This window comes from Streptomyces sp. SID8352, assembly GCF_009862265.1.
GTDB lineage: Bacteria > Actinomycetota > Actinomycetes > Streptomycetales > Streptomycetaceae > Streptomyces.
In genome coordinates this window covers 106,370-133,266 of the sequence record NZ_WWGX01000001.1, presented here as the reverse complement: position 1 = coordinate 133,266, position 26,897 = coordinate 106,370, and the positions used below count along the sequence as shown (strand labels likewise).

The window sequence follows — 26,897 nt, the reverse complement described above, 5'->3', positions numbered from 1 at the left end:
GCGCGGCCCCGTCCTACGGGGCCCCGGTGCTCTCCGGCACCCCGGTCCCCCCGGCTTCGACGCCCTCCCCCGCCTCCCCGAGGCCGTCCAGGAACGGCAGGATGGCCGCCCGCCAGGCCTCCGGCTGGTCGTAGTGGACGAGGTGGCCGGCGTCGGCGACCTCGGCGTACCGGCCGCGCGGCAGGACGCGGACCATCTCCTGGGCCTCGGCACGGCCGAGTTCGCCGTCGAGGCCGCGGACGACCAGGGTGGGACAGCGCACCTGGGCCAGCTCCTCCCAGTGGGCGTCGTGGACCCAGGTCTCGCGGGTGCGGAGCATGTGCTCCGGGTCGAAGACCGGCCGCCAGCCGTCCGGGGACTCGGCCATCACCTCGGCGTAGAACTCGCCCCGGGCGGGGTTGGGGTGCTCCATCCACGGGTCGTCGCCACCGAACCACTTGCGGACGTCGGCCAGCGTGGCGAACGGCACCGGCCAGGCCCGGAACCACTCCCGCCACACGTGCTGCGAGGCACCGCCGAGGGCGGAGGCCCTCATGTCGCAGATGATCAGCGCGCGGACCAGGTCGGGCCGCTTGGCGGCGAGCTGCCAGGCGGTCAGCGCGCCCATGGCGTGGCCGACGAGGACGGCGGGGCCGAGCCCGAGCTGCTCCAGCGCGGCCTCGGCGTCCTCGACGTAGACCTCACGGGTGTGGGCGCCCTGCGGCGGCTTGTCGCTGCGGCCGTGCCCGCGCTGGTCGAGCGCGACGGCGCGGTGGCGGGCGGAGAGCCAGCGGGCGGTGGGCGCCCAGTGCGAGGCCCGGCCCATCAGTCCGTGCAGTAACAGAACGCCGGGGCCCCGGCCGGACGGGCCCGCCCCGCCGGACGCGCCGGGCTCGTCACCCCCGTCAGCGGGCTCGTCGGACCCGCCGGCCCCCTCCGCCCCGTCGCCCCGGTGGCCCCCGTCGGGCCCCCCGGACCGATCGGAGTCGTCCGGCTTGGGAGGGTCACCGAACTCCCATGCCGCGAGACGGAGACCACCCGCCCCGATCACGTCGATACGCCGCGCCATAGGTCCTGGCACCCCCAAGTGTCGCGCCCTGTCGCGCCTGTCGCGCTCTGATGTGCTGCGCCGGTCGTGCGGGCCGCCCCTTTGTGCGGGGCACCCGCAGAGTATCGAATGGTTATTCGACATCACTGTCTCGCTGGACAACACCGCTCAATCGAGTGACAGCCCCCGGGGATTGACCACCTCCGCCGCGGGGAGATCTCCAGCGGGGGGCGGGCCGCTCGGGGAAACCGGTCCGCGGGAAGTGACCTTGAGAGCTCGGGGCTCCGGGTCAGCACAGGGGAGGACAGGCCCCGGCGCCTTCGAGCGCCGGGGCCCTCTCCGTCTCGACGGCACGCCCCTCCACCCCCTCTCCGGCCGGCCCGGCACCACCGGGCCACCGGGCCCCCTGATCCACGCTCGCGTTCCCGTACGCCCGACGGCGGTCCGTACGCCCTCCCGCCGCACCGGGCCGGACCCGGGCACGACCGGTGCACGGGCCGGAGCCCGGCACAGCGGAGCGCGCCCGTCACACCGGAGCGCGCCCGGGCCGCCGGGCCCGCCCCCCGGTTGAACGGGGCAGTGCGACGACGGCGCCCCGCGTCCCGCGGACAGCCTCGCACGGGACGCCCCGGAGTGCCGCGCTCCGGTCCGCGGCACCGCGGATGGCGGGCGCTGCGGCGCGGAGGGCCCGCCGGGCGGACCGGCGGGCCCTCCGCGGGGTTCAGCGCTTGGCTACGAAGACGTGGGAGGCGATGTCCGCCTCCAGCTCCGCGGCCTCACCGCCGCTGCCCACCAGGACGCCGCCCGCCGACTCCGTCACGCTGACGACCGAGCCGGGCTGCACACCCGCCCGCCGCAGCGTGTACATGAGCTGCGCGTCCATCTGGATCGGCTCCCCGATGCGGCGCACGATCACCGTCTTGCCCTCGCCGCCCGGGTCGAGGTCGGCGAGCGAGACCATGCTCTCGTCGAGGAAGGGGTCGGCCTCCTCCGCCTCCCCCAGCTCGTCCAGCCCCGGGATCGGGTTGCCGTAGGGGGACTCGGTCGGGTGCCGCAGCAGCTCCAGGACGCGGCGCTCGACCGCCTCGCTCATCACGTGCTCCCAGCGGCAGGCCTCGGCGTGCACCTGCTCCCACTCCAGGCCGATCACGTCGACCAGCAGGCACTCCGCGAGGCGGTGCTTGCGCATGACCCGGGTGGCCAGGCGGCGCCCCTCGTCGGTCAGCTCCAGATGGCGGTCGGCCGCCACGGCCACCAGGCCGTCGCGCTCCATCCGCGCCACCGTCTGGCTGACCGTCGGACCGCTCTGGTCGAGCCGCTCCGCGATCCGGGCACGCATGGGGACCACACCTTCCTCTTCGAGCTCCAGGATGGTGCGGAGATACATCTCCGTGGTGTCGATCAGTCCGGACATACGTGCCCCTTGATGTGATCTGCCGGGAGCCGAGGCCCACCGGCGCGTGCGCTGGCCCTGGCATCAATACTGACGCATACCACGGACAACCGTGTCGCTCCGGCCGTACCGGGCCGCGGCGGCACGGCGCGCGCACCCGCGCCGGGGCGGCGCCGGGGGGTGGTGGCGGGGTCGGTGGCGGGGCACCGTACCCCGTCGCGGTACGGCCGTACCGTCGTATTGACACCGCAGTGGTCCAGACCGCACGGTGATCCGCGACACAGCCACCACCGAAGGGGCCCCCGCATGAGCGACCGCAAGTTGGCCGGCCAGTTCCTCGACGCGGCGATCGATCTGCTGCGACGCGTCCGTGACGAGGAGGCCGACGCCATCGGGGCGGCCGGCACGCTGATCGCGGACACGGTCGAGAACGGCGGGCGCCTCTTCGCCTTCGGAGCGGGCCACTCCTCCCTCGTCGCCCAGGACGTGGTCTACCGGGCCGGCGGGCTGGCCCTGATGAACCTGCTCGCGGTGCCCGGCGCGGTCGGTGTCGACGTCGTGCCGGCCACCCTCGGCTCCGCCCTGGAGCGCGTCTACGGACTGGCCGGCGCCGTCCTGGACACCTCCCCGCTGCGCGCGGGCGACGTCCTGGTGATCATCTCGCTCTCCGGGCGCAACGCGCTGCCCGTCGAGATGGCCGTGGACGCCCGTGCGAAGGGGGTCAGGGTCATCGGCGTGACGTCGGTCGCCTACGCCGACGAGACCAGTTCCCGGCACACCTCGGGCACCTTCCTCAAGGACCACTGCGACCTCGTCCTGGACTCCAAGATCGCCGTCGGGGACGCCGAGCTGAGCCTCGACACCGTCGCCGCGCCCTTCGCCCCCGCCTCGACCGCCGTGACGACCGCGCTCCTCCAGTCCGTGATGGCCACCGCCGCCGGGGTCCTCGCCGACCGGGGCATCGAGCCCCCGCTCCTGCGCTCCGGCAACGTCGACGGCGGCCACGACTGGAACAACCGCGTGATGAAGGAGTACGGCGACCGGATCTTCTACCACAACTGATCCGCCGCGCCCGGGAAAGGGACGGTGCGGGGAGGCGGCACGGCGGTCAGGCCCGGAGTCCCGGCGGTGCGGGAGGCGGCGCCGGGACCCCGGGCCGCGCTCCGCGCCGCCCCTCTCCGCCGCCCGCACGTCCGCGCGCCCCATGCGTCCGCGCACGTGGACGTGGGTGCCCGCGGAGGCTCCGCCCCGCCCGGCCGAGCCCGCGTCCGACCCCGCCGAGCGGCCCCTCCGGCCGCCCCGGCCCATTCCGGGCCGCCAGGGTCTTTCGTCTGGATCGGGCCGGCCCCCGCGAGCCCGGGCTGATCCGGACGAGAGGCCCTAGCCCTCCGCCGTTTCGCCCGCCAGGTCGAGGGCGGTGGCGATGTGGGCGGCCACCGCCTCCGCGTAGGTCACGTCGGCGCGTTCGAAGGGCGACCGGCCCGAGCTGCGCAGAAACGTCACGGCACCGAGGGTGCGTCCCCGGCTGCGCAGCACGGCGCACAGGGCGTGCACCGTGCCGTCCGGCCACTGCCGGGTCGCCGCCCACGCCTTCGCCCGCTCCTCCGGCACCGCGCCGAGGCCCGCGCTCGCCCGTACCGGCCCCGCCCGCTCCACGCTCTGCACCGCCGGGTGCCCCGGGGCGTACCGCACCGGCAGCCCGGCCGCGCCGCCCGGCGCGCTCGGCCCCGGCGCGCCCGAGGGCGTGGCCGCGACCCGCACCAGCCGGACCGGGGCGGCGCCCTCCGCGGTGTCCCCCGGCTCCCGGCGGGGACCGCCCGCGACCCGGTCGACCAGCGCGTGATCGGCGAACCCGGCCAGCGCGAAGTCCAGGTGGACGGTGGCCGCCTCGGCCGGGTCCTCGCACTCGGCCGCCGCCCGCGCCGCCCGGTGGAGCTGGTTGGTCCGGAACCGCAGCAGCGCGCCCTCCTGCTCGGCCCGCTTCGCCTCCGTCACGTCCAGGAAGAGCCAGCCCACGCCCAGCGGCACCGGCTCCTCGGCCAGCGGGGAGGCCAGCCGCACGAAGCCGCTGCGCCAGCACCGCCGCCGCTCGCCCTCCGGGGTGCGCACCCCCACCCACATCTCCGCCGGGGCGGGCGGGGCGCCCTCGGCCAGGACGTGGGTCAGCGCGTTCTCCAGCTCCTCCGCGCCCTGCGAGAGCAGTTCCCCCAGCGGCCGGCCCAGCACCGAGGTGCGCCCGGCGCCCAGCGCGCGGGCCGCGTACGCGTTGACGACCGCCGGGCGCAGGTCGACGTCGACCAGGACGACGCCCCAGCTCGCCCCCTCCAGCAGCGCCTCGCTCAGCGCGATGGAGCGCTCCAGGTCGATCTGCGCGTGCACCTCGCTGAAGGCGCAGTACACCCCCGCGGGCGCCCCGTCCGGGCCGCGCACGGCCGCCGACTGGGTGCGCACCAGGACCCGGCCGCCGTCCTTGGTCACCAGGGCGAACTCGTGCACCTGACGGCCGGGGGCCCGCATCGCGGAGAGCAGCCGCCGCTCGACCTCGGGGGCGTCCGCGCTGCGGACGGCCCATCCGGCGAACCCCTGCCGTCCCACGGCCTCGGCGGCGCTCCAGCCGAGGATGCGCTCCGCCTCGCGGTTCCAGTGCGTGACGACCCCCTCGGCGTCGAAGGCGCACAGGGCCGCGTCCATGCCGTCGAGGAGCGCGGCCAGCAGGTCGGCGCCGACCCGGCCGGGCCGCTCCGGCCCGTCCGGGCCCAGCTCGTCGGTGGCCCCACCACTACGCCGGGAAGCACTCACCTGGACCCCCTGCAGGCTGCGTCACTGGACATCATTCAACTCGAACGTGATGCAGCACACACGGATTTCCCGGAAGATTGCGGAAATCGTCGTGCCGCGGAAACCCGGCATTCACCCCGGTCAGCGCCATACCCGCCGCCATTCCGGCGGGCGGCGCGCTCAGGAGGCGCGGGGCGCCAACCACAGTTCGACCCATTCGTCACTCCCGCCGTCCGGCACATACCGCTTTCGCTCGACGAAACCACACCCCCGGGCGAACCGCAGCCCGTCCCCGTCGGCCGCGGGGACCTCGGTCCGCACCGTTCCGGCGCCCCGTTCCCGGGCCCGTGCCAGGGCCGCCTCGAACAGCGCCGTCCCGATGCCCCTGCCCCGGAAGGCGGGCAGCACCCCGACGGTCGCGGTCGCCGTCGACCCGCCGTCCGCGGGCGGCCGCACGGTGGAGCAGCCGACGGCGAGCCCGCCCAGGTAGGCGGTGGCCCGCAGGTCGCGCGCGTCCGGCCGCGCCGGTCCGGCGGCCGTCGGCGCCGCGGCCGGTCCGACGGCGTCGCGCACCGCGCGCCAGTCCTCCGGCGGGGCCCCCTCGCCCCCGGCTCCCGCGCCGGGCCCGTCCCCGCCGACGGCCTCGATCCGCAGCCCGCGCCCGTCGCCCGGGGTGAGCCGGGCGCGCCGGGCGTCCACCTCGATCTCGATGCGCATCCGCTCGTCCGCGAGCCCGCACACCGTCATCGTGCCCGCCGGCCGCACCTCGCCGAACACCCGGCGCAGCGCGGGCCAGCACGCCTCGAAGTCCTCCCGCACGGGCAGCATGTAGCGCACCCGCACCACGTCCAGGACGGTGCACCCCGTCCCGGCCAGCGCCTCCGTGATGTTCCGCAGGCACTGCTCGGTCTGCTCCACCACGTCGTCGTGGATGGTCATGGTCGCGTAGTCGAACCCGGTCGTCCCGGAGACGTACACCCGCTCCCCGTCGACCAGGGCCCGCGAGTACCCGATCCGCTCCTCGAACACCGAGCCGCTCGATACCGTCCACCGTCGTGTCCGTGTCATACGGCGAACGCTAGGTGACCAGCGCACACGCGTTCAATGCTTGATCCACGACAGCTCGCCGGAAAAACCGGTTGAACGTGCGGGGAGCCGTTCCTAGTGTTGCTCCCACTTCGGAAAGGAGGTGGTTCGGCAGATGAGCAACGACCGGACGGAAGAGGTGGCCGCGGGCTAGCGGCCCGTCACCACACCTGTGCGGTGCCGGACCAGCGCGCGAGCGCGCAGCCGGCCAGTCCATCGCAGTCACCCGACCCGCGAGTCGCCGGTACGTCCGGCCGGCTCCTCCCCGGAGGAACCCGACTCGCGGGTCGCCTGCGTCCCGGGCGTGCCCTGCGGGCGCCCCCAGGGGCTCCGGCCGGGCTCCCGGCGGGCCGGGCGGCGGGCTCAGCGGGCGATGCCGTCGTACCCCTCGATGTCGCGCGGGTCGCGGCCGCCCGGTCCCACGTAGCGGGCGGAGGGGCGGACCAGTCGGCCGGTGCGCTTCTGCTCCAGGATGTGCGCCGACCAGCCCGCGGTGCGGGCGCAGGTGAACATCGAGGTGAACATGGGCGCCGGGACCTCGGCGAAGTCCAGCACGATGGCGGCCCAGAACTCGACGTTGGTCGCCAGGACGCGGTCCGGGCGGCGGCTGTGCAGTTCCTCCAGCGCCGCCTTCTCCAGGGCCTCCGCGACCTCGTAGCGCGGGGCGCCCAGCTCGCGGGCGGTGCGGCGCAGGACGCGGGCACGGGGGTCCTCGGCGCGGTAGACGCGGTGACCGAAGCCCATCAGCCGCTCACCGGAGTCCAGGACGCGGCGCACGTACGCCCCGGCGTCCCCGGTGCGCTCGATCTCCTCGATCATGCCGAGGACCCGGGAGGGGGCGCCGCCGTGCAGCGGCCCGGACATGGCACCCACGGCGCCCGAGAGGGCGGCGGCCACGTCGGCGCCGGTGGAGGCGATGACGCGGGCGGTGAAGGTGGAGGCGTTCATGCCGTGCTCGGCGGCGGAGGTCCAGTAGGCGTCCACGGCGGCCACGTGCTTCGGGTCGGGCTCGCCGCGCCAGCGGATCATGAAGCGCTCGGTGATCGAGTGAGCCTTGTCGATCTCCCGCTGCGGCACCATGGGCAGGCCCTGGCCGCGGGCGGACTGGGCGACGTAGGACAGGGCCATGACCGCGGCGCGGGCCAGGTCGTCGCGGGCCTGCGTGGCGTCGATGTCCAGCAGGGGCTTCAGGCCCCACACGGGGGCGAGCATGGCGAGCGCCGACTGGACGTCCACCCGGACGTCACCGGTGTGCACGGGGAGGGGGAAGGGCTCGGCGGGCGGCAGGCCGGGGGCGAAGGCCCCGTCGACGAGCAGGCCCCAGACGTTGCCGAAGGAGACGTGTCCGACCAGGTCCTCGATGTCGACGCCGCGGTAGCGCAGCGCCCCGCCCTCCCGGTCCGGCTCGGCGATCTCCGTCTCGAACGCGACGACTCCCTCAAGCCCGGGTATGAAATCGGACATCAGGCGGCTCCTCGTGATCGTGATGCGGGGCGACCGGGCCGGTTCGGACCGCCGGGTGAGGCGGACCGGAGCGGAGGGTCCGCGGCCGTTCGTGCGGCTCGCGTCCGCGTCCCGTCGTCGTGCGGTCATCCCTGTGATGCCCCGTTCGGCAGGCGGTCATCCGAGCGGGGCCGGAACCAGCACGATATCCCGGAGTGCCACGTTTGGGGAGGGGGAGCGGCACTCAGTGCCATTTCCCGGCGGAGGGCGCGGGCGATGCGGCAGGATGGCGATGTGACCGACCGCGATGCCATCCCCCTCGCTCTCGCCTCGATGCGCAAGCAGTACCGGGCCGAGGGACTCTCCGAGCCCGAGCTGGCCGCCACGCCCTTCGAGCAGTTCGCGCGCTGGTTCAAGCAGGCCGCGACGGACGGGGGGCTGTTCGAGCCGAACGCCATGGTCGTCTCGACGGCCGACGCCGAGGGCCGTCCCAGCTCGCGCACGGTGCTGCTGAAGCACTTCGACGAGCGGGGCTTCGTCTTCTACACCAACTACGGCTCCCGCAAGGGCCGCGAGCTGGACGCGAACCCGTACGTCTCGCTGCTCTTCCCCTGGCATCCCATGGCCCGGCAGGTGATCGTCCGCGGAACGGCGCGGCGGACCGGGCGGGACGAGACGGCCGCGTACTTCCGGACCCGGCCGCACGGCTCGCAGCTCGGCGCGTGGGCGAGCGCCCAGTCCTCGGTGGTGGGCTCGCGGGACGAGCTGGACGCGGCCTACGCCGGGCTGGCGGCCCGGTACCCGGAGGGCGAGCAGGTCCCGGTGCCGCCGCACTGGGGAGGTTTCCGGGTGGTGCCGCGGACGGTGGAGTTCTGGCAGGGCCGCGAGAACCGCCTCCACGACCGGCTGTGCTACACGGCCGCGGAGGACGGGGGCGGCTGGCGGGTGGAACGGCTCAGCCCCTGACCGGGGCGGGGTCCCTGGCGGGGGGCGAGGTTCCCGACCGGGGGGCGGGGTTCCCGACCGGGGGGCGGGGTTCCCGACCGGGGGGGCCTGACCGGGGCGGGCCCCTGACCGGGCGCGTCCCTGACCGGGCTGGTGCCTTCCTGGTCCTGGCGGGTTCCTGGCGCGGGTGGGCCTCTGGTCCGGGTGGGCCTCGGCTCCGGTGGGTCCCTGACGCGCATGGGCCCCTGGTTCGGGCGACCTCCGAAGGCGGCGGGTCACCGGCCCGGGTGGGTCCCTGACCGGGGCGGTTCCCTGGTTCCAGTGGGTCCCTTGCCCTGGCGGGTCCCTGACCAGGCAGGCCTTGGTCCAGGTGGGGCCCTGGCCCAGGTGGGTCCCTGCTTCGGGCGGGTCCCGGAGGCGGCGGGTCACGGGCCTGAGCGGGCCCATGTCCCAGGCGCGCCTTGGCTCCGGTAGGTCCCCGGCCCGGATGAGCCCCTGGTCCCGGCGGATCCTCGGCCCGCGCGCTTCCCTGGTCCGGGTGGGTCCCTGGCCCGGATGAACCCCTGGTTCCGGTGAGCCCCCGGGCACGGCGGGCCCATGGCCCGCGTGGGTCCCGGCCCGGGGGGGCGGGTCCCGGGTCCGGCCGGGTACCTGCCTTGCCCTGCTCTGCTCGGCTACCGCTTCCGGCTTCCGGCTTCCGGCTTCCGGCTTCCGGCTTCCGGCTTCCGGCTTCGGCCCACCGTCCCCGAGGCACCGAGGCACCGAGGCACCGAGGCACCGGGACACCGGGCTCCCGGCCCGGCGGACGCCCGCACCCCGGTCCCCGGGCCGCCGCCGGACGGCCGTTACCCTGCCCGGATGAACGGTACGGAAGGGGCGGAGGCCGCGCCCGGCTGGCGGGTGCTGGTCGTCGGGGGCGCCTCGGGGATGGGGAAGACCGGTGTCGCCCGGACGCTGGCCCGGCGGTACGGCGTCCCGCTCGTGGAGGTCGACGACATCGTGGAGGCCCTCCTCGCGGTGACCCTGCCCGAGCACCTGCCCGAGGTGCACCACTGGCGCGTCCACCCGGAGGCCGCCCACGGTGCGCCCGCGTCGGTGGCGGCCCAGCAGCTCGCCATCGCCGAGGCACTCGCCCCCGCGGTCGGCGCCGTGGTGGCCAATCACGTGGAGACCGGCACCCCGGTGGTCCTGGAGGGCGACTACCTGCTGCCCCCGGTGACGGCGCCCGGCGGCCCGGTCCGCGCGGTCTTCCTCCACGAGGACGACGAGGAGCGCGTCACGGCCAACTACCTGGACCGGGAGCCGGAGGCAGGACCGCAGCGCCACCGCGCCCGCGTCAGCGTGCTCTACGGCCGTCTGCTCGCCGCGCGGGCACGTGCGGCCGGCGTGCCGGTCCTCGCCCCGCGCCCGTGGGGGGACCTGGCCGACCGGGCCGCCGTGGCGGCGGACGGACGGATTCCCTGACCGTGCCGACGTGCGAGCGGACCGGAACGGAACCGTCCCACGTCCGGGGCAGCCCCACATCCGAAACGGGCCGCCACCCGGGTCGGCACGACCGGCCCGCTTCCCGAACGGGCCCACGCCCGGAGCGGGCCGCCGCCTCAGTCGGACCGGGCCACAACCCGGAGCAGGCCGGGATCGGGACTGAGGCCGGGGGCAGTGGCGAGGGGCGGAGGCCAGGGCCCGACCGAAGGGCGCTACTGCGGCGGGGCCGCGTTCCGGCGCCGTCCCACCTGGGTCCGCACCGCCCCCATGCTGGCCGCGATGACCAGGGCGATGGCGGCGGACTGGGTGGCGGTGAGCGCCTGGTCGAGGATGAGGAAGCCCGCGGTCGCGGCGATGGCGGGCTCCAGGCTCATCAGGATGGCGAAGGTCGGCGCGGGCAGCCGCCGCAGCGCCAGCAGTTCCAGCGTGTACGGCAGCACCGAGGACAGCAGCGCCACCCCGGCGCCCAGCCCGAGCGTCACCGGCTCGATCAGCTTGGTCCCCGACTCCGCGATGCCCAGGGGCAGGAACATCAACGCCCCGACGCCCATGGCGAGGGCCAGCCCGTCCGCCTGTGGGAAGCGGCGGCCGGTGCGCGCGCTGAACATGATGTACGCCGCCCACATCGCCCCCGCCGCCAGCGCGAACGCGGCGCCGACCGGGTCGAGGGTGTCGAAGCCGCCCCCGCCGAGCAGGAAGACCCCGGCCAGGGCAAGCGCCGCCCACACCAGATTGAGCGCGCGGCGGGAGACGAAGACGGACAGCGCCAGCGGGCCCAGCACCTCCAGCGTGACGGCGGGGCCGAGCGGGATGCGGGCGGCCGCCTGGTAGAAGAGGCCGTTCATGGCGGCCATGGCGATGCCGAAGACGACGACCGTGCCCCAGTCGGCGCGGGAGTGGCCGCGCAGCCGGGGCCGGCACACCAGCAGCATCACGACCGCCGCCACTGCCAGGCGCAGCGTCACCACGCCCAGCGCCCCGGCCCGCGGCATCAGGCCCACCGCCAACGCGGCGCCGAACTGCACGGACAGCCCGCCGGCCAGCACCAGCCCCACCGGCCCGAGGGAGCCCCGGCGGCCCGCGGCGGGCTGCGGCCCGCCGGACGGCACCGCCCCGTCGACGACTGCGGTCGGGGTGCCGGGGGCGGGGCTGGGCGTGCTCACTTGGTCTCCGGAAAGGACGGTTTCTCACGGTGCGGCTCGTACATGTCCCGGTACGCCGGGGTCCACCGGGGTGGACGCATACAGGTGCGTACGTACAAGTACGTCACCCCGCCATGCAACTGTCGTCGCCGGGGTACTCCGCTGTCAACGCGGCCGTGTCCGGCGGGCGGGGCCGACGGCCCGGCGGGCGGCGTCGCGGAGTAGCGTCCGCACAGCCCGTACCGCCCCCGCTCCCGAGCCCGGAGGTCCCGTGAGACGACTCGTCACCCGCGTCTGGCGCGCGCTGCGCCCGCTGCAGAGCCGGATCATGTGGTGCCTGAACGCGAAGTTCGTGGTCGGCGTGACCGGTGTCGTCCGCGACGGTGAGGGGCGGGTCCTGCTGCTGCGGCACCGGATGTGGCCGCCGGGCCGCCAGTGGGGGCTGCCGAGCGGCTTCGCGCGTAAGGGCGAGGACTTCCGGGGGACGCTGGTCCGCGAGGTAAAGGAGGAGACCGGCCTCGACGTGGAGGCGGGGGCCCTCGTCCTCCTCACCAGCGGTCTGCGCACCCGGCTGGAGGTGGCCTACGAGGCCCGGCTGCTCGGCGGCGAGCTGCGCCCGGACCCCTTCGAGATCCTGGAGGCCCGCTGGTGCCGGCCGGACGAACTCCCCGAGGAGATCCAGCCGGTCTGCCGTCCACTGGTCCGCGGCGAGACCACGCCGTAGGACACACCCACCGGCGCGCACCGGAACCGCCCGGGGAGGCACGCTCCAGGGCCCACTCGGGGCGGTGGGCCGGACCGAAACGGTGGCCGAGGGACGGATGCTCCGGACCGCATGGGCCGACCGACCCACACCGGAGTCTCTGCCGGGGACCGGCCGTCCGGCGGGCCAGGGCCTCACCGGGGGGCCGGGCCTGACCGGCGGGCAGCCCGGACCGATCGGCCGACCCACCGCCCGGGGAGGCGGGATCGGCGGGATAGGCGGGCCGGACCGAACCCGTGGCTGAGAGACCGGTGCCCCGGACGGCATGGGCCAACCGACCCACACCGAGTCGGCGGGCCGACTCTGACCGGTGGGCAGCCCCAACCGGTCGGCCGACCCGAATCGGTGGACGGCCGGACGGTCGGCCGGACCGCTCTGCCACCGGCTCGAACCGCACGGGCCCGCGACCGGCACCCCGGCGGCCGTCCGGTCGCGCCGGGCCGCCGCCCCGGGTCACGCTCCGCCGCTCCCCTCCTCCTCCAGCGGGTCCGCCAGGACCTCGGCGAGGTGGCGGCCCCGGACCCCGCCCAGTTGCTCCAACTGGACCCGGCAAGAGTAGCCGTCCGCCAGGACCACCGCGCCGTCCGGGGCCCGCCGCACCGCCGGCAGCAGCCGCTCCTCGGCGCAGGCGGCCGACACCGCGTAGTGGCCGTCCTCGAAGCCGAAGTTGCCCGCGAGGCCGCAGCAGCCGCGGGACAGCTCGCCGGTGAGACCGGCGGCGGCGCGCAGGGCGCGGTCGGGGCCGTCGCCGAGGACCGCGTGCTGGTGGCAGTGGGTCTGGCCGACCGCCGGTCGGTCGAGTACCGGGGGTCTCCAGTGCGGCGCATGGCGCTCCAGCGTCTCCGCGAAGGTGAGGACGCGGGAGGCGAGCAGGGCTGCCCGGGGGTCGTCGTGCAACAGCTCGGGCAGGTCGGTGCGCAGCGACGCGGCGCAGCTCGGTTCGAGGACGACGACCGGGGCGGCCGTCTCCAGGACCGGCGCCATGAGGTCGAGGGTGCGCCGCAGCACCGCGCGGGCACGGTCGAGCTGGCCGGTGGAGACGTATGTCAGTCCGCAGCAGACCCGGCCACGGCGCGCCGTCAGCAGCGCGGCGGCCGTCCCCGGCCCGCCGCCGTCGCCGAGGGCCCGGCCGCGGGTCCGCAGGGTCGGCGGCAGCACCACCCGGAGCCCCGCCGCCTCCAGCACCCGGACGGCGGCGCGGCCCACGGACGGCGACAGGTACTCGGTGAACGTGTCGGGCCACAGCACGACCAGCTCCCCGGTGCCCGCCGATCGGACACCGCCCGGCCCGGCGCCGACCGTCCCGGTGCCGACCGTCCCGGTGCCGACCGTCCCGGTGCCGACCGATCCGGAACTGGCCGATCCAACGGCCGCCGGTCCAACGTCGGCCGGTCCCGCGCCGGTCGTTCCGACGCCCGCCGATCCGGAGCCGACCGGCCTGGCGCCGACCGACCCGGAACTCGTCGATCCAACGGCCGCCGGTCCAACGCCGGCCGGTCCGGTGCCGGTCGACCCAACGCCCGTCGATCCGGAGCCGAGCGGCTCGGTACCGACCGGTCCGGCGTCGGCCGGTCCCGTGTCCGCCGCTCGCCCGCCCCCCGCCCGCCCCGCCGCGCCGAGGGGGCCGCCCCGCCTTCGCCACCAGCGGCTGAACGGCTCCGCCGCCGGGGCGGGCAGGTCCCGTTCAGCCGCGATGCCTGCCATCCGCTTCGCGAGCGCCGCCGACGGCCGTACCCCCGCGAGCGCGCCGAGGAGCCCCGCCGTGCGGGTGCGGGCGGCCCAGCGCAGCCACACCGGCAGCCACCCCAGGGCGTAGTGGGCGGCGGGGCGGCGGCGGCCCGCGTAGTGGTGGTGCAGGAACTCGGCCTTGTAGGTGGCCATGTCGACGCCGACCGGGCAGTCAGAACGGCAGCCCTTGCAGGACAGGCACAGGTCGAGCGCGTCCCGGACCTCCGGTGAGCGCCAGCCGTCGGTGATCAGCTCCCCGGCGAGCATCTCGTGCAGCAGCCGGGCCCGCCCCCGGGTGGAGTGCGCCTCCTCCCCCGTCACCCGGAACGACGGGCACATGACGGCCGCCTCCTCCGCCGTCGCCGTACGGCACTTGGCGACGCCGACGCAGCGGCGCACGGCGGCCGAGAAGTCGCCGCCGTCGGCGGGGTAGCCGAAGGCCACGTCGACGGGGCGGCCGGGCAGGACGGCGAAGCGGAGGTCGGCGTCGAGGGGGCCGGGGCGCACCAGCATGCCGGGGTTGAGCAGGTCGTCCGGATCCCAGACGGTCTTGGCGCGCTCGAACACGGCGACCGTCCCCGCGCCGTACATGCGGGGCAGCAGCTCGGCGCGGGCCCGGCCGTCCCCGTGTTCGCCGGAGAGGGAGCCGCCGTGGGCGACGACGAGCCCGGCCAGCTCCTCGGAGAAGCGCCGGAAGCGGGCGATGCCGGCCGGGGTCAGCAGGTCGAAGTCGACGCGGACGTGGATGCAGCCGTCCCCGAAGTGCCCGTAAGGGGTGCCGCGCAGCCCGTGAGCGGTGAGCAGATCCCGGAAGTCCCGCAGATAGCCGCCGAGGCGGGCCGGGGGCACCGCGCAGTCCTCCCAGCCGGGCCAGGCCTCCGACCCGTCGGGCATCCGGGTCGCCGTGCCGCTGGCGTCCTCGCGGATCCGCCAGAGCGCCCGCTGCCCGGCGGGGTCGGTGACGACGCGGGCGTCGAGCACGTCGGCGGCCCGGACGACCGCCTCGGCGCTGGTCCGGGCCTCGGCGGGCGTCTCCCCGCCCGTCTCCACGAACAGCCAGGCGCCGCCGCGGGGCAGGGCGGCCGGGGCGGGCACGAGGTCGGCGGCCATGCCCTCCACGGTCAGCGGGCCGAGCGGCAGCAGCCCGGCCGCCGCCTCCGCCGCCGCGGTCTCGTCGGCGTAGCCGAGGACGGCCAGGGCCCGCGCGCGGGGCGCCCCGACCAACCGGACGACCGCCTCGGTGAGCACGGCGAGGGTGCCCTCGGAGCCGCAGAGGGAGCGGGCCACGTCGGCGCCCCGCTCGGGCAGCAGCGCGTCCAGCGCGTACCCGGAGATGCGGCGGGGCAGGTCGGGGAAGCCGGTGCGCAGCCGCGCCCGCTCCGCCTCCGCGAGGGCCCGCAGCCCGTCGGGCGCCCCGGCCCACCCCGGGCCCGGGCGCAGCCGCTCGCCGCGCGCGGTGAGGACGGACAGCTCCCGCACGTTGTCCGCGGTGGTGCCCCAGGCGACGGAGTGGGAGCCGCACGCGTTGTTGCCGATCATGCCGCCGAGGGTGCAGCGGCCGTGGGTGGACGGATCGGGGCCGAAGCGCAGCCCGTGCGGGGCCGCGGCCTCCTGGAGCCGGTCGAGGACCAGGCCGGGCTGCACCACCGCGGTGCGGGCCTCCGGGTCGAGCGCGACCAGCCGGTTCATGTGCCGGGTGAAGTCCAGGACCACGCCCGTGCCCGTGGCCTGGCCGGCGATGGAGGTGCCGCCGCCGCGGGCCACGACCGGCACGCCGCGCTCGCGGCACACCTCCAGCACGGCCGCCACGTCGTCGGCGTCCCGGGGGGCGACCACGCCGAGGGGGACCCGCCGGTAGTTGGACGCGTCCATGGTCGTCAGCGCCCGGGACGCGGCGTCGAAACCGACCTCGCCCCGGACCGCACCGCGCAGCACCGCCTCCAGATCCGTCATACGTACAGCATGCACCCCGCCACCCTCCGTGACGAAAGCCTGTGGAAAACTCTCCTGTCCCGCCACCGTCCACAAGTTATCCACATGTTCTCCACAGATTCGCGCCCAGTGGATCGTGTCTCATCCGACGGACATGTCTCCGTACGGTTACGCCGAGGCGCTACGCTCCCGTCGTGGCTGAGATCCAGATTCCTGCTGACATCAAGCCCGCGGACGGTCGATTCGGCGCGGGTCCCTCCAAGGTGCGGGTGGAGGCGCTGGACGCCCTGGCCGCCACCGGTACGTCCCTCCTGGGCACCTCCCACCGCCAGGCTCCCGTCAAGAACCTCGTCGGCGAGGTCCGCGAGGGCATCGGCGACCTGTTCCGCCTCCCGGACGGCTACGAGGTCGTCCTCGGCAACGGCGGCTCCACCGCGTTCTGGGACATCGCGACCCACGGCCTGATCGAGAACCGCTCGCAGCACCTCACCTTCGGCGAGTTCTCCTCCAAGTTCGCCAAGGCCGCGAAGCTCGCCCCCTGGCTGGCCGACCCCTCCGTGGTCGCCTCCGACCCGGGCACCCACCCGGAGGCGCACGCCGAGGCGGGCGTGGACGTGTACGCGTTCACCCACAACGAGACCTCGACCGGCGTCGCCATGCCGATCCGGCGCGTGGCCGGGGCCGACGAGGGCGCCCTCGTCCTGGTCGACGCCACCTCGGGCGCCGGCGGCCTGCCGGTGGACGTCTCCGAGACGGACGTCTACTACTTCGCCCCGCAGAAGTCCTTCGCCTCCGACGGCGGCCTGTGGATCGGCGTGTTCTCCCCGGCCGCGATCGAGCGCGCCGAGCGCGTGCACGCGTCGGGCCGCCACATCCCGGAGTTCTTCAGCCTGCCCACGGCGATCGACAACTCCCGCAAGAACCAGACGTACAACACCCCGGCGCTGGCCACGCTCTTCCTGCTCAACGAGCAGCTCAAGTGGATCAACGGCCAGGGCGGTCTGGAGTGGTCCGCGGCCCGCACCAAGGACTCCTCGTCGCGCCTGTACTCCTGGGCGGAGGAGTCCAAGTACGCCTCCCCGTTCGTCGCCGACCCGGCCAAGCGCTCGCAGGTCATCGGCACGATCGACTTCGCGGACGAGGTGGACGCCGCGGCCGTCGCCAAGGCGCTGCGCGCCAACGGGATCGTCGACACCGAGCCCTACCGCAAGCTGGGCCGCAACCAGCTGCGCGTCGCCATGTTCCCGGCGATCGACCCGGCGGACGTCGAGGCGCTGACCCGCTGCGTCGACCACGTCATCGAGAAGCTGTAGCGGCCCCGCCGCACCGCTGGAAGGGCGCCCCGCCGGTACCGCCGGCCGGGCGCCCTTCCGCGTCGCGGACCGGCGCTCAGCGCACGGGGAAGCCGAAGACGCGGCCCTGCTCCTTGAGCCGGGGCAGGACGCGGCGCAGGGCGGCGACGGTCTGGGAACGGTCGCCCCCGGCGTCGTGGAACAGGAGCGTGGGCCCGTTCGGCAGTTCGCGTTCGACGGTGGCGACGATGGCGTCCGCGCCCGGCCGTTCGAAGTCCTTGGTGTCCACGTTCCAGCCCAGCGGACGCATCCCCCGGGAGGCGGCGACCCCACGGCTGTACGGGGTGAACGCGCCGCCGGGCGCGCGGTAGTACAGGGGCCGCACGCCACCGGACGCCTCGACGATCATGCGTTCGGCGTCGAGGATCTCCCGCGACTGGTACGCCTCGGACTTCCCGTCCATGGCGGTGTCGTGCGACACCGAGTGGTTGCACAGCCGGTGCCCTGCCGCGACCACCTCCTTCACCAGGCCGGGGTGCGCCCGCGCCTGGAGCCCGGTCACGCAGAACACGGCCTTCACGCCGTGCTCCCGCAGCAGCGCGAGCACCTGGGGCGTCCAGGTGGGGTCGGGGCCGTCGTCGATGGTGATGTTGACCCCGCGCGGCCCCCGGTCCGAGGCGTGCGCGATGCCCGCGTCGACAGGCGTGACGCCGGTGCCGGGACTCCTGGGGGGCGTGGAGCCGCCGGGGCGGGCGGGTGCTGCGGAGGCGGTCGGGCCCGCCTTACCGGGCTTGCCGGACGCGTGCACGGCGCCGGCCTGCGCGGACCACACCGAGGCGCCGGTGGCGAGCAGCGTCACCCCGACCGCAGCCCCGAGCATCTTGCCGTACCAGTCCCGCCCACCCGTGTACCGCCCCATGTCCGCCCACCGTCCTCGCGATTCCCCACCGGTTCCTCGGCCGCCGCGCGGCCACCAGGGAGGATGCGCGATCGGGCGCCTGGGATGCTCCCGTTACCAATCGATGACAATTCGGGTCATGTCCAGGCCGACCGGAAGGACGGGGCGACGGCCGCCTTCTCTACGCGAACCGGCGCAGGAAGGCGCGCCAGGTAGCGCCGGACACGGTGAGCAGGGGGCCGTCCTGCCGCTTGCTGTCACGGACGGCCCGACCGCCGGCGGCCGTGTCGGCGACCTCCACGCACTCGCCCAGTTGCGAGGAATACGACGACTTACGGAAGGTTCCCACGATCTCGGTCACTTCTCGCCCTTCCCGAGGGACTCAAGCTTGCGGCGAACGAGTTTCATACTCTCCTCTGGCGTGAGTGATGACGCGAGCATCATGTCGTAGGAGCTTGAATACGAATCAAGGTCACGCCGCGACTCGATGACCGAGGAGTTCATCACGTCATCCATGGCGACCGCCTCAATCTCTGACTCCGAATCAAAGCTGAAGGCCGAGAAGGCGGAGAACGCGGCAGTCAGCGTACCCGCGCCGAACGGCAGGATATGAACGTCCACGTTCTTCTGACCTGCGAACTCAAGGATCGCGGACAGTTGCCCAAGATGGGTCTCCGTGTCCATGAGGGGGTACTCAATGGTCGCCTCCCATAGCACGGCAGAGTACTTCACCTCGCCCTCGACAACCCTCTTCTACACCAAGTGCGTCTGGGCACGGATCGCCCTCGAACCGTCGGATGCGGCCGGGCCCTCCGGGTCCTTGGTCCCCGGCGGAGCCAGGGCACGTGCGGCCGCCCCCGCCGAGCCCGGCCGGCCGGCCCACCACGACCGGGTCAGCCCGTGAGGCCCCGTCTGACGCGGCTGATCACCCGCTGCGCCTCGGTCCCGTACACCGCGGACTCCGCGAGGGTGTCCCACACTCGGCGGTACAGGCTGATCGATTCGGCGTCGTCGAGCCAGATTTCGGCGTGCCAGTCCTCCATCACGACGAGTCGCTCGTCCAGCAGGGAGAACGAGTTGCCCATGATCAGACGAAGCGGCGCGTCCAACGGCAGGATGCCCAGGTTCAGAGCGTCCATCCCCACCAGGCCGAGCAGGCGGTCGAGTTGGGCCGCCAGTACCTCCGGTGGACAGATGCGCACGCGCAGCACGCTCTCGGGCATGAGCAGATGGAGTTGCTTGCCCGGTCGGTAGAGCCATTCCTGCCGCTTCATCCGGGCGCGCACCGCCGCCTCGGTGTCCCGGGGGGCGTTCTGCAGAGTGGCGTGGTAATCGAAGACGCATCGGGCGTAGTCGGCGGTCTGAAGCATCCCGTTGACGGCCGCGCTGCTCAGCGTGTGAAGTGTGCGAGCACCTGAGACGAGGCTGTTCCATCTCTCCTGCACCGGCGCATGTCCCGCCGCCAACTGGCGCTTCCAGGACCTGATGTGACTTTCGAGACCCTTGAGACGTGCATGCAACTCCGGGTAAACGGCAGGCTGCCCCACCGCCTCCGCCCACATGCGGAGGTCGTCGTCCGTGGGGGTCTGCCTGCCGTTCTCCAGCTTGCTGACCTTCGACTGCGGCCAGCCCGCCCGGCGGGCGGTCTCCGTACCGGTGAGTCGGCCCAGAGGGCTGTCGACGCGCAGTTCCCGGAGTCTGCGCCCCAGTTCCTCGCGTGCCCGCTGAAAGTCCGTACTCACCGGTGTCCGCTCACGTCCTAGGCATCGGGCAGGTGCGCGGCGAACCGCTCCCACGGCACCGCGTGATGCCATGCAGCATCCCGGATCATCCCGCAGCGCACCACCTCCGCGGGTTCCGTGATCAGGTCCACATGGGTGAGCCGATCGCCCTCGTCGAACCGAAGGGCGGCGATGAGCCGGCTGTCGAACAGCCAGAAGTCCTCGGCGGGCAGCCGGAGCCGGTCCGCGTCGGCCCGCCACATGCTGCGGATGTCCTCGCCCATACCGCTGTTCCGCCTCGCGTTGTCGAGGAGATAGCGCTGCCCGACGGTCGGCTCCTGGTCCACGATGCGGACCCGCTCCACCCGTTTGCCCTGCGAGGTCTGCTCACGGATCTTCCGGCAGTACGGGTTGTCGTACGTCCAGTCGACCCGCCCGGTCTCCACGAACTGCCGGTAGGTGTCGGTCGCTTCGTCACTCGCGTACCGGCGGCGGGTCTCAAGGCGCCACGCGGTGTGCTCGAACCTGCCGAACAGGCCGCTGAACTCGTCCAGACCGATGGTCCGCACCTGCCGCGTCCTCTCCTTCGGGGTCCAGTCGACCAGCAGTTCACGGGGGACCACGATCGCGACCTCCCCCTCCGACAGATGCCTGAGCTGGGCGATGTCCTCCGGGTCGGTGAGCGGAGGACCGTGCACGATCACCTCCCCGCTGTCCACGTCCTCGTGCACGGAGGGGCAGCCGCCCCCGCCCGCCCCGTTGAACCGTAACCGTCGCGGCATCGCCGATCCCCTCTCCGTCGCCCCGGTGGGCGAGTGATCACAGCCTGGCGATTCCACTGAGTGAATGTCCATGCGTTCTCCGTGACCACAGGAGAATAGTCGCGCATATTCTCCGGCCCTCCACCGGACGAACCGGGCCGAGGGCCGGAACCGGGGCCGGGCTGAAGGCCGGGGCCAGAGCCTCGGCCTGGGCCGGGGCCGGGGCCGGGGCCGGGTGGGTGACTTGCGGGACGGTGGTCCCGGTTCCCTACCGGCCGAGGCTCTGGAAGCGGCGTACCGCGAGGGGGAGGAAGACCGCCGTCAGGACGGCCGGCCAGACCCAGGCCATGAGCAGCGCGTGTCCGCCGATCCAGTCGTGCGCGCCGGCCACCGGCGTGCCGAACAGGTCGCGGGTGGCGGCGGCGGTGGAGGAGAGGGGGTTCCAGGCGGCCAGTCTGCCCAGCCAGTCCGGCATCAACTGGGGGGCGACGAAAATGCTGGAGATCATCGTCAGCGGGAACGCCACCGCGAACAGCCCGCCCGCCGCCTCGGGGTTGGGAACCAGCAGCCCCAGCCACACGCCCAGCCAGATCAGCGCGAACCGCAGCCACAGCAGCAGGCCGAACGCGCCCAGGAACCCCCAACCGCCCTCCGGGCGCCACCCCATGGCCAGTCCCGTCAGCATCATGATGGCCAACTCCGCGCAGGCCACCAGGAGATCGGTCATCCCCCGTCCCGCCACCACCGCCGGCGAGGCCATCGGCATGGAACGGAACCGGTCGATGACGCCCTTGGTCGAATCGTGCACCACCAGCGTCGCGGTGTTGACGAAGCCGAACGCCATGGACATCACGAACATGCCCGGCATCAGGAAGTCCAGGTAGTCCCCGCCGCCGGGCACCCGCATCGCGCTGCCGAAGACATAGCCGTAGAGCAGGACGGAGAGGATCGGGAAGCCCAGTTGCCAGGCGATGTTGACGGGCCGGCGCCGGTAGTGGGTCATGCCGCGGCGCACCACGTTGGCGCAGTCCGCGAGCAGCCAGTACAGGCGGCCGTGCCCTCCCTCCGCCACGGCTCCCGTCCCGGCGTCCGCCGGGGTCAGCACGCTCATGCCGCCGTCTCCTCCCCACGGTCCGTACGGTGTCCGGTCAGGCGCAGGAAGACGTCGTCGAGGCTCGGCCTGCGCAGTCCGATGTCCTCCACCCGCACGCCCTCGTCCTGGAGGGTGCGGGCCACCCCGGTGAGGGCGGCGACCCGGTCGGCGACCGGCGCGCGCACGCTCAACGCCTCCTCGTCCGGCTCCGGTTCGCCCTCGCAGAACCGGGCGACGGCCTTCACCGCGGCCGGGATGTCGGCCCGTTCCCGGACGACGACCTCGACGCAGTCCCCGCCGATCAGGGTCTTCAGCCCGTCCGGAGTGTCGTCCGCGATGGCCCGGCCCTGGTCGATGACGGTGACGCGCGAGGCCAGCCTGTCGGCCTCCTCCAGGTACTGCGTGGTCAGCAGCACCGTGGTGCCGCCCGCCACGAGGGCCCGCACCGCGTCCCAGACCTCGCCGCGGCTGCGCGGGTCCAACCCGGTCGTCGGCTCGTCCAGGAACAGCACCGCCGGGGAGAGGATCATCGACGCGGCCAGGTCGAGCCGCCGCCGCATGCCGCCGCTGTACTCGTCGACGCCCCGGTCGGCGGCCCCGGTCAGGTCGAACCGCTCCAGCAGTTCGGCGGCCCGGCGCCGGGCCCCGCGGCCGCCGAGATGGAACAGGCGGCCGAACATCTCCAGGTTCTGCCGCCCGGTGAGCACCTCGTCCACCGCCGCGTACTGCCCGGTCAGGCCGATCCGCGCCCGCACCTCGCGCGGCCGGCGGGCCACGTCGAGACCGGCGACGCGGGCCCGGCCGCCGTCGAGGCCGACCAGCGTGGCCAGGATGCGCACCGCCGTAGTCTTCCCGGCGCCGTTCGGGCCGAGCAGGCCGTGCACGGTGCCCTCGCGGAGGGCCAGGTCGAAGCCGTTCAGGGCGTGCTTGCCGCCGTACCTCTTCTCCAGTGCCTCGGCCAGCACCGCGTATCCGTCGCCGCCGACGCCATCACCGCTCGCGCCGCGACGGCTCGCGCCGTGCCCTTCGCCGTCCGCGCCGCTTCCGCCGCCCCCGCCGGGTGCGACGGGCCCCACGGCCCCGCCGTATGGCTCGCCCATGGTCCGGTCCCCCTTCCGCTTTTAACTGGGTACACCGTACCCGATTGCGCGTACACCGTACTCAGTTTTAGGAGCGGAACGGAAGGCGGTCCGGGACGGCGGTTTTAAACTGCCCCCATGACCAGCGGTACGGAGACCAGCGGCAGCGGTGACATCGCCCGCACCCTCGACCTGCTCTGGGACACCGGCCCACGCCCGAGCCGGGGCCCGAAGCCGGGGCTGACGCTGGACCGGGTGGTGGAGGCCGCCGTCGGGGTCGCGGACCGGGAGGGGCTCGGCGCCGTCTCGATGCGGCGGATCGCCGCCGAGCTGGGCACCGGCACGATGTCCCTCTACCGCTACGTCCCCGGCAAGGGCGAGCTGCTGGACCTGATGCTGGACCGCGTCCAGCGCCCCTCCGAGGAAGCCCCCGGCGACTGGGGCGGGGGCTGGCGCGCGGCGCTGGAGGCCCTGGGCCATGCCTCCCTCGCGCTGCACCGGCGCCACCCCTGGCTGCTGGAGGTCAACCAGTCCCGGCCGATCCTCGGACCCAGCGCGCTCGACGGCATGGAGAAGGTGCTCACCCGGATCAGGCCGATGGGGCTGTCCGACCCCGAGCTGGTGTCGGTGATCATCATGATCGACGGGTACGTGGTCGGCGCCGCGCGGACCCAGGTGTACCAGGAGCGGGCGGAGCGCACCTCGGGGCTGACGGACGAGCGCTTCTGGGAGGCCCAGCGCCCGGTGCTGGAGCGGGCCATGACCAGCGGGCGCTATCCCGTCCTGGCCTCCCTGAGCGCGGACGCCTTCGCGACCGGCTTCGACCACTTCGGGTTCGGGCTGGAGCGGATCCTGGACGGTCTGGAGATCCTGGTGGCGCGGCGGGCGGCGGAGGGCGGCACCGGCACCCGCGTCCCGGCGGGCGGGCCCGGATCGTGCGCCGCCGACACCCCCTCCGGTGACCGCGCCGCCGGGACAGCCCCGACACCGCCCGGACGTCCCTCCCGGGGAACCCGGAAGACCCAGGGGTCCGGGGGTCAGGGTTCCTCGGGCTCCCGGAAATCCCCCGGTCCTGAGGGTTCTCAGGGTCCTAAGGGTTCTCAGGGCCCGTAGGGGTCACCGGGCCAGTAGGGGTCGCCTGGGCCCGTAGGGGTGACCCGGGCCAGTAGGGGCCACCCGGACCCGTAGGGGTCACCCGGACCCGTAGGGGTCACCCGGGCGCCCCGGCCCGTAGGGGTCAGCGGCGCCGGAACAGCCGGCGCAGGCCGAACACCGCGACGCAGCCGACGATCAGCGCGACCGAGCCGATCCCGAGGGTGCCGCCCCCGGTCGCCGTGTCGCCGTCACCGCCGTCGTCCCTCCCCCGCGCGGCCGGTTTCCCGCCCGGCCGCTCACCCTCACCGCCGCCCCCGCCGCCGGGCGCGTCCTGGGCCTGGACTGGACTGCGCAGCCCCTCCATGCCGAGCAGCAGCTTCGCCCCGTCGACGGTGTAGGTGACGGACTCCCCCTGGCCGAACGGCACGCTGATCCGCCCCCGGCGCCGGATGTCGCCGCCGTTCCAGTCGTACCAGGCACCGCCCAGGTAGCCGCGCACGGCGAGCCGCTCGCCGTCCGGGGAGAAGGCGGCGTCCGTGGCCCAGAGGTCGACGGACCCGGTGGGCCGGAAGACGTTGGCGCCGGTGGCGGAGAGCTTCGCGGGGCCCTCGTAGAGATGACCGCCGTCCCGCTGCTTGTCGATGATGTAGACGCGTCCCGTCGTGGGGTGCACGACCATCGACTCGGCGTCCCGGCTGCCGTCGGTGTACTTCACGACGTACTGCGTGGCCCGGATCGTCTGGTCCTTCAGCTCGGCCGGCTCGGGCAGTTCGTAGATCCAGACGTACGGCCAGGTCACGCCGTCGTTGTCGCCGATGTCCCCGACGAAGATCCGGTTGCCGGGGCCGATCGCGATGGCCTCCACGTCCCGGGGGGTGCCGACCCCGGCCATCGATACGCGGGCGACGGTCTCGCCGGTCGCGCCGTCCACGGCGTAGAGGTAGGGACCGGTGTCCTGGTCGTTGTGGGTCCAGTAGACGCCGGGGTGCTGCCGCGAGGCGGCGAGCCCGCTGGACTCGGTGATGCGCGGGTCCTTGATCGTGAACCCGTCGGAGCCGGGGATCCCGCCGGCCGCCGCGTCCCCCTCGGCGGCGTGGGCGGCGGCGGGCAGGGCGGACGCGCCCGCGAGAAGGGCCGCGACGAGCAGGGCGAGGGGTCGGCGCATTCCCCAAGAGTGCCATCCCGTCCGGCGGTTCACGCCGGGTGTCCGGGGTCACATCGCGTCGACCAGGGAAATCGTCCATGATGAGCGGATGCTCAGGTTGATGGCCGTAGGCGACTCGATGACGATCGGGAGCGCGGGCCAGCACACCTGGCGCTACTGGCTGTGGCGGCACCTGTGCGCGGCGTACGGCGGCCCCTTCACGCTGGTCGGCCCGCGCGAGGCGCTGCACGACCCGGCGGCCGACGCCCCCGTCTCGTACGCCTACGCCGACCCCGACTTCCCCCGGGCGCACCTGGCGGGCTGGGGCGAGGGCTGGCACCACATGACCCCGCTCGTCCAGGACGCGGTACGCGCCCACCGCGCCGATGTCCTCCTCGTCTCCCTCGGCCTGATCGACCTCGGCTTCTACACCAACGCGGAGCAGACGGCGGCCAACGCGCGGGAGTTCGTGGCGCGGGCGCGGGCGGCCAACCCACGTGTCCACCTCGCGGTGCTGCCGGTGCTGCACAACGTCCGGGCGGAGGCGGACGCGTCGTTCGCGGAGCAGGTCGCCCACTTCAACGAACTCCTCGCCAAGGCGGTCGTCGACCTGGACACCGCCGCGTCGCCGCTCGCCCTGGTCCCGCCGCCGCCCGCCTACGACTTCCGCACCGACACCCACGACGGCACCCACCCCAACACCGAGGGCGAACACCGCATGGCGGCGGCCTTCGCGGAGGCGCTGTGGGAGGAGTGGGGGGTCGGGGGGCCTTACGAGGGGGTGTAGGCGGGGGTTCGGCGGGGCGCGGGGAGGTCTTCGGCCGTGCTTCCGCGCCGCGCGGACGTCGGGGGCGGAGCCGCGCCGGGCGGGTGTCCTGCGGATCGGCCGCGGATGTCCTGCCGTCGGCCGCGGATGTCCTGCGGTCGGCCGCGTACGCGCGATCCCCGGCCACGTACGCGCGATCCCCGGCCGCGACCGGCCCGTTGGTGCGGAGGGCGGGCAACGCGCCGCGCGAGACGGGGAGTCGGGGCCGGGGGGCTCCGGGTCACGACGGTTCCCAGACGGAGCAGTCGTGGGCGAAGAGCACGCGGCGCGGATCGAGGTCGGCGAGCCGGTCCAGCCAGGGCGGGCGGGGCGGCAGCGGCTGCTCCACTCCGTCCAGCTCCGCCCGGCGGGCCAGTTGATCGGACGCGAACTCGGAGGCGAAGTCGTGCGCCTGCCCGGCGAGGACCACGGTGCCGTCGTCCTGCCGGAGGACCAGCGACTGGTGGCCCTCGGTGTGTCCGGGCGTCGGGATGATCCGCACACCCGGCCGGACCTCGACCTCCCCGGCGATCTCCTCGTAGACCGCGCCGGGGAAGTCGACCAGTTCCTCGAAGGTGTGGCCGCCCCGGCGCGCGGCGGCCAGTTCGGCCTCCTGCACGAGGACGGGCGTGCCGCCGAGGAGGGGGTTCCCGCCGCAGTGGTCGAAGTGCAGGTGGCAGTTGACGACCAGGGAGATGTCGTCCAGGGTCACGCCGGACGCCGCCAGCGCCTGCCGCAGGTCACGGCGCCGGGGCCGGTAGTGCGCCTCCGTCGCGGGGTCCGCCGCGCCGATGCCCGTGTCGAAGAGGAGCAGTCCGTCGCCGTGCCGCACGAGGTAGGCGAGGACGGGTTCGACCCGTGGATGCGGGCCGCCCGTCTCCGAAGCGGGCCGGACGAAATACCCGAGGTCGAGCCGACGGAGCGCCATGTCCTGTCCCATGCGGTCATCCTGGCAGCCGGCCGCCCGCCGGACGTCCGGCTCTGCCGACGGCAGAGAACCGTGTCGCGGCACGGGGGCCGGGGGCTGGGGGCGGTGGCAGCACCGACCCACGAAGGGGCCCACGTGGGGCGCCCGTATGATCCCCGGGAGCCCGAGGAACCCACGAGCAGGCAACAGGACGCTTATGCCCCATAAGTCGGAGTCAGGTAAAGCGAGTAAAATCCCCCCTCAGCCCAAATAAAGCCCCAGGTCAGCTCCTGTGTTCCCCGCGCACGCGGGGGTGGTCCCATACCCGCCTGGTCCGTCACCGACCCCGGCCTGTGTTCCCCGCGCACGCGGGGGTGGCC

Annotated in this window: 23 protein-coding genes; 7 read left to right on the top strand and 16 right to left on the bottom strand. The window is 74.4% G+C overall.

Annotated features, from left to right (window positions below; all coding sequences use genetic code 11):
- Positions 1 to 13: 13 nt before the first annotated feature.
- A complete protein-coding gene (locus GTY84_RS00590; RefSeq protein ID WP_161224004.1) occupies positions 14 to 1,048 on the bottom strand; it encodes an alpha/beta hydrolase in 1,035 nt (344 codons plus the stop codon).
- A gap of 700 nt (positions 1,049 to 1,748) precedes the next feature.
- Positions 1,749 to 2,441, bottom strand: coding sequence for a metal-dependent transcriptional regulator (locus GTY84_RS00585; protein WP_161224003.1), 693 nt, complete (start codon positions 2,439 to 2,441; stop codon positions 1,749 to 1,751).
- Positions 2,442 to 2,726: 285 nt separating this feature from the next.
- Between GTY84_RS00585 and GTY84_RS00580 the strand changes: the two genes are divergently transcribed.
- Positions 2,727 to 3,482: an SIS domain-containing protein gene (locus tag GTY84_RS00580; RefSeq protein WP_161224002.1), complete on the top strand. Its 756-nt coding sequence runs from the start codon at positions 2,727 to 2,729 to the stop codon at positions 3,480 to 3,482.
- 318 nt (positions 3,483 to 3,800) lie between these two features.
- On the opposite strand, the gene GTY84_RS00575 is transcribed toward GTY84_RS00580, so the two are convergent.
- The 3 genes from GTY84_RS00575 to GTY84_RS00565 all read right to left on the bottom strand — a co-directional run bounded on the left by GTY84_RS00575 (position 3,801) and on the right by GTY84_RS00565 (position 7,748).
- Positions 3,801 to 5,219 carry a PAS domain-containing protein gene (locus tag GTY84_RS00575; RefSeq protein ID WP_161224001.1) on the bottom strand — a complete coding sequence of 473 codons (1,419 nt, stop codon included), beginning with the start codon at positions 5,217 to 5,219 and terminating at the stop codon, positions 3,801 to 3,803.
- 159 nt (positions 5,220 to 5,378) lie between these two features.
- Positions 5,379 to 6,266 (bottom strand): GNAT family N-acetyltransferase, encoded by an 888-nt coding sequence (locus GTY84_RS00570; protein ID WP_161224000.1) that lies wholly within the window; start codon positions 6,264 to 6,266, stop codon positions 5,379 to 5,381.
- Positions 6,267 to 6,647: 381 nt separating this feature from the next.
- On the bottom strand, positions 6,648 to 7,748 hold the full coding sequence (locus GTY84_RS00565) for a citrate synthase 2 (protein WP_161223999.1): 1,101 nt from the start codon (positions 7,746 to 7,748) through the stop codon (positions 6,648 to 6,650).
- Between the two features lie 255 nt (positions 7,749 to 8,003).
- On the opposite strand from GTY84_RS00565, the gene pdxH reads away from it, so the two are divergent.
- Entirely contained in the window at positions 8,004 to 8,693 is a 690-nt protein-coding gene (gene pdxH / locus GTY84_RS00560) for a pyridoxamine 5'-phosphate oxidase (protein WP_202548916.1), read from the top strand.
- An 837-nt stretch (positions 8,694 to 9,530) separates the two neighbouring features.
- Positions 9,531 to 10,136 carry a hypothetical protein gene (locus GTY84_RS00555; RefSeq protein WP_237531935.1) on the top strand — a complete coding sequence of 202 codons (606 nt, stop codon included), beginning with the start codon at positions 9,531 to 9,533 and terminating at the stop codon, positions 10,134 to 10,136.
- A 233-nt stretch (positions 10,137 to 10,369) separates the two neighbouring features.
- Here GTY84_RS00555 and GTY84_RS00550 read toward each other — a convergent pair whose 3' ends face one another.
- On the bottom strand, positions 10,370 to 11,266 hold the full coding sequence (locus GTY84_RS00550) for an EamA family transporter (protein ID WP_345943294.1): 897 nt from the start codon (positions 11,264 to 11,266) through the stop codon (positions 10,370 to 10,372).
- Between the two features lie 304 nt (positions 11,267 to 11,570).
- Between GTY84_RS00550 and GTY84_RS00545 the strand changes: the two genes are divergently transcribed.
- Positions 11,571 to 12,023 carry an NUDIX domain-containing protein gene (locus GTY84_RS00545; protein ID WP_161223996.1) on the top strand — a complete coding sequence of 151 codons (453 nt, stop codon included), beginning with the start codon at positions 11,571 to 11,573 and terminating at the stop codon, positions 12,021 to 12,023.
- A 492-nt stretch (positions 12,024 to 12,515) separates the two neighbouring features.
- On the opposite strand, the gene GTY84_RS33280 is transcribed toward GTY84_RS00545, so the two are convergent.
- Complete coding sequence (locus GTY84_RS33280; protein WP_237531934.1) at positions 12,516 to 15,743, bottom strand: FAD-binding and (Fe-S)-binding domain-containing protein; 3,228 nt, start codon at positions 15,741 to 15,743, stop codon at positions 12,516 to 12,518.
- 173 nt (positions 15,744 to 15,916) lie between these two features.
- On the opposite strand from GTY84_RS33280, the gene serC reads away from it, so the two are divergent.
- Positions 15,917 to 17,035, top strand: a complete 1,119-nt coding sequence (serC, locus tag GTY84_RS00530) for a phosphoserine transaminase (protein WP_161223995.1) — start codon at positions 15,917 to 15,919, stop codon at positions 17,033 to 17,035.
- 76 nt (positions 17,036 to 17,111) lie between these two features.
- Here the strand turns inward: serC and GTY84_RS00525 are convergent, their stop codons facing one another.
- From GTY84_RS00525 to GTY84_RS00490, 7 genes are all read right to left on the bottom strand, one after another.
- Positions 17,112 to 17,933, bottom strand: a complete 822-nt coding sequence (locus GTY84_RS00525) for a polysaccharide deacetylase family protein (RefSeq protein WP_161223994.1) — start codon at positions 17,931 to 17,933, stop codon at positions 17,112 to 17,114.
- A gap of 160 nt (positions 17,934 to 18,093) precedes the next feature.
- Complete coding sequence (locus GTY84_RS00520) at positions 18,094 to 18,273, bottom strand: DUF397 domain-containing protein (protein WP_161223993.1); 180 nt, start codon at positions 18,271 to 18,273, stop codon at positions 18,094 to 18,096.
- Positions 18,270 to 18,644 (bottom strand): Scr1 family TA system antitoxin-like transcriptional regulator, encoded by a 375-nt coding sequence (locus GTY84_RS00515; RefSeq protein WP_345943291.1) that lies wholly within the window; start codon positions 18,642 to 18,644, stop codon positions 18,270 to 18,272. The genes GTY84_RS00520 and GTY84_RS00515 overlap by 4 nt, the downstream gene beginning before the upstream one ends.
- Before the next feature lie 161 nt (positions 18,645 to 18,805).
- Positions 18,806 to 19,654: a helix-turn-helix transcriptional regulator gene (locus GTY84_RS00505; protein ID WP_161223990.1), complete on the bottom strand. Its 849-nt coding sequence runs from the start codon at positions 19,652 to 19,654 to the stop codon at positions 18,806 to 18,808.
- A gap of 17 nt (positions 19,655 to 19,671) precedes the next feature.
- Positions 19,672 to 20,415 (bottom strand): DUF6879 family protein, encoded by a 744-nt coding sequence (locus GTY84_RS00500; protein WP_161223989.1) that lies wholly within the window; start codon positions 20,413 to 20,415, stop codon positions 19,672 to 19,674.
- A gap of 247 nt (positions 20,416 to 20,662) precedes the next feature.
- Complete coding sequence (locus tag GTY84_RS00495; protein WP_161223988.1) at positions 20,663 to 21,505, bottom strand: ABC transporter permease; 843 nt, start codon at positions 21,503 to 21,505, stop codon at positions 20,663 to 20,665.
- On the bottom strand, positions 21,502 to 22,587 hold the full coding sequence (locus GTY84_RS00490; RefSeq protein WP_161223987.1) for an ATP-binding cassette domain-containing protein: 1,086 nt from the start codon (positions 22,585 to 22,587) through the stop codon (positions 21,502 to 21,504). Before GTY84_RS00490 ends, GTY84_RS00495 begins: the two co-directional genes overlap by 4 nt.
- A gap of 117 nt (positions 22,588 to 22,704) precedes the next feature.
- Here GTY84_RS00490 and GTY84_RS00485 point away from each other — a divergent pair, with 117 nt between their 5' ends.
- Complete coding sequence (locus GTY84_RS00485) at positions 22,705 to 23,679, top strand: TetR/AcrR family transcriptional regulator (protein ID WP_161223986.1); 975 nt, start codon at positions 22,705 to 22,707, stop codon at positions 23,677 to 23,679.
- Between the two features lie 124 nt (positions 23,680 to 23,803).
- On the opposite strand, the gene GTY84_RS00480 is transcribed toward GTY84_RS00485, so the two are convergent.
- Positions 23,804 to 24,826 (bottom strand): esterase-like activity of phytase family protein, encoded by a 1,023-nt coding sequence (locus GTY84_RS00480; RefSeq protein ID WP_161223985.1) that lies wholly within the window; start codon positions 24,824 to 24,826, stop codon positions 23,804 to 23,806.
- A gap of 88 nt (positions 24,827 to 24,914) precedes the next feature.
- On the opposite strand from GTY84_RS00480, the gene GTY84_RS00475 reads away from it, so the two are divergent.
- Complete coding sequence (locus tag GTY84_RS00475) at positions 24,915 to 25,592, top strand: GDSL-type esterase/lipase family protein (RefSeq protein WP_161223984.1); 678 nt, start codon at positions 24,915 to 24,917, stop codon at positions 25,590 to 25,592.
- 259 nt (positions 25,593 to 25,851) lie between these two features.
- Here GTY84_RS00475 and GTY84_RS00470 read toward each other — a convergent pair whose 3' ends face one another.
- Positions 25,852 to 26,550, bottom strand: a complete 699-nt coding sequence (locus GTY84_RS00470) for an N-acyl homoserine lactonase family protein (RefSeq protein ID WP_161223983.1) — start codon at positions 26,548 to 26,550, stop codon at positions 25,852 to 25,854.
- Positions 26,551 to 26,897: the final 347 nt, after the last annotated feature.